General features: G+C 27.6%; 3 protein-coding genes. 2 read left to right on the top strand and 1 reads right to left on the bottom strand.

Annotated features, from left to right (window positions below; translation table 11 throughout):
* Window positions 1-13 precede the first annotated feature (13 nt).
* Window positions 14-364 carry a helix-turn-helix domain-containing protein gene (locus FC46_RS09690; protein WP_057800210.1) on the bottom strand — a complete coding sequence of 117 codons (351 nt, stop codon included), beginning with the start codon at window positions 362-364 and terminating at the stop codon, window positions 14-16.
* A 584-nt stretch (window positions 365-948) separates the two neighbouring features.
* Between FC46_RS09690 and FC46_RS09685 the strand changes: the two genes are divergently transcribed.
* Together FC46_RS09685 and FC46_RS09680 are read left to right on the top strand one after the other, a co-directional pair.
* A complete protein-coding gene (locus tag FC46_RS09685; RefSeq protein WP_057800208.1) occupies window positions 949-1680 on the top strand; it encodes a hypothetical protein in 732 nt (243 codons plus the stop codon).
* A gap of 2 nt (window positions 1681-1682) precedes the next feature.
* The gene (locus FC46_RS09680) at window positions 1683-2183 is read left to right on the top strand and encodes a thioredoxin family protein (protein ID WP_057800206.1); all 501 of its coding nucleotides are present in this window, start codon (window positions 1683-1685) and stop codon (window positions 2181-2183) included.
* The last annotated feature ends 38 nt before the right edge of the window (window positions 2184-2221 follow it).

Below are 2221 nucleotides of genomic sequence, written 5' to 3'. Positions count from 1 at the left end.
TAGATAACATCTATCAAGCTGCATAAAGTGTCCAACTTATTATTGCAATTTGCGAAAGAATTTTCTTTTTGTATTTTTCCAATTTTTGAAAGTCAACTGTATTAACAGCAAATTCCATATTATCTTGAAGTTGTTGTAGCAATTTTTCTTGTGGTGATATGTAAATATCTTTTATTAGAGAATAGAATTCGACAACGTCTATTTGATGAATAGTTAGTATTTTAAATAAGAGGTCTGCATTAATTGAATGTTTACCACTTTCCACTTTTGCATAGAATGGTCTGCTGACAATTCCTTCGCACATTTGAGACTGTGTTAATCCTAATTTTAGGCGTTCTTTACGTAATGCTTCGCCAATAGTCATAAATATCACCACTTTCAAAAAATATTAAAACTAATTATAATTTTATTATAAAAAAATAATCTGTAATCAAAAAAAGTCAGAAATCATGCAAAATTAGCATAGTTTCTGGCTTTTGTTTTTCTCTAAAATCTTACTTCTTGTAGAAAGTCTCTTCTACTGCGTGTGTGATATTCTGCATGCAGAAGCATGTTTAGCAAGTTTTAATTGATAAAGACGCAATAGGTAGTGAATTAAAAATATAATTGATGTTCAATGGATAAAAGCTTTTCCTATATTTTCCTATAGGAAAATATGTTGTGAATAAATAAATTTCATTGATAATAATAATAATAATTAGTAATTAATAAAAATAAAATAAGGAGATGAAAAAAGTCTGTACTGTTCTTGTTTTTACTTTTTGGGAGGAATTAATATGGTCCTAGATCCACTCGGTAGCATACCACCAATTAAAATTTAACATTTATTTTCAAATACGAGGAGGTATAAACATGAAAACAAAATAATTAACAATTATTGTTTTAGCACTTTTACTAGTTGTTGAATGTTTCACTAATTCAACAGCATTTGCTTCTGAGACATTAACTTTGACTGAACAAGCAGAAAATGCATTTTCAAATAGCGATGCATACCAAAAAGTCAAAAATAATCTAATATTTTCACAACCTATAAGTACAAAGGAAATTACTAATAAGGATGGGAAAATTGAAAATGAAATTTTGATTTATAAAGTTAATACAAACAATAGTCAAGATTTCACCAATAAAAATGCTACAGGTACTGTATCTACAACTGTAGAGTCACCATTAGTAATTAATTACGATGTTGTAAATAAAAAACTATCATCAGCAATTGTTTTTGATTATTCAACAGCTATATCTAGTTCTAATAAAATTAAGGTGATAAATTTGTTGAGTGATGACAGTATTTTCCTTTCTCCTGATAAGTTGGGAAACAATTTTTCTATTTATGCAAATAACATTAAGAATGGTCAAAAGCAGGCAGTTGAAGATACAACTGAAAATGTTGTCCTTCCAAAAAAATCTGACTCTAGCACAACGCATAATAAATATAATACTAATGCAAAAACTGTTACTTGTTCAATATTTACATGTACAAAATATAAATCAGGGGGTGGTAAATGGGACTCAGGATGCCAGACATTTACTGGGGTTGGCTGTTCTGCAGTAGGTTTGGTGAATAAGTGGGCAAGTTTTATTTGTACCGCAGGTTCTGCTATAGGTTGTTATGTACCTAGATATAAAGTGTGCATAAAAGGAAATTGGAAAAACTATAATGTTTGTCCAGCCAGAGTATAAAAATGAAAAATAAAAAAATAATTATAATATTTACTTTTATTATCATAGCTGTATTAATGATGCTTTTAATGCAGAAAATGTATTTAAATAAACACAGTGATACACTTAATTATTCAAAAAATAATTATCATTTGTCCATTAAGGAATTAAATAATAAATTGAAAAATAAGGATACTTTTTCTGTATTGATTTATGATAATACTTGTCCACCGTGTAAAAAAGAAATAAAAGTACTGAAAAAGGCAAAAGTATATTCAAAGATATATTTGTTAGATTTGGGAAAATCTACAAATTCTCCGCAATATAAAAATTTTAAAAAATTAAATATTGAATACACTCCAACTATTTTAAAAATATATCAGGGCATTATTGTAGAGAGACAAGAAGGGTTTGCGGATTATAACTATATTTTAAAAATGAAGCTAAATGATTTTAAGATACACACAAAAAAAATGACAGATATCTTTAAATCAATAAATTTGCGAAGGCCGATTGTAAAATGAAGTTGGACACTATGTCCTAAATTAAAAAAGGTCATTTG

Source organism: Lactobacillus kalixensis DSM 16043 (assembly GCF_001434335.1).
GTDB lineage: Bacteria > Bacillota > Bacilli > Lactobacillales > Lactobacillaceae > Lactobacillus > Lactobacillus kalixensis.
Note: the sequence above shows the minus strand (reverse complement) of the source record. Positions and strands in the feature narration are given on the sequence as shown.

Excerpts from the sequence above, each read along its gene's own strand:
- FC46_RS09690 (WP_057800210.1), bottom strand. The coding sequence starts at position 364 with ATGACTATTGGCGAAGCATTACGTAAAGAACGCCTAAAATTAGGATTA.
- FC46_RS09680 (WP_057800206.1), top strand. The coding sequence starts at position 1,683 with ATGAAAAATAAAAAAATAATTATAATATTTACTTTTATTATCATAGCT.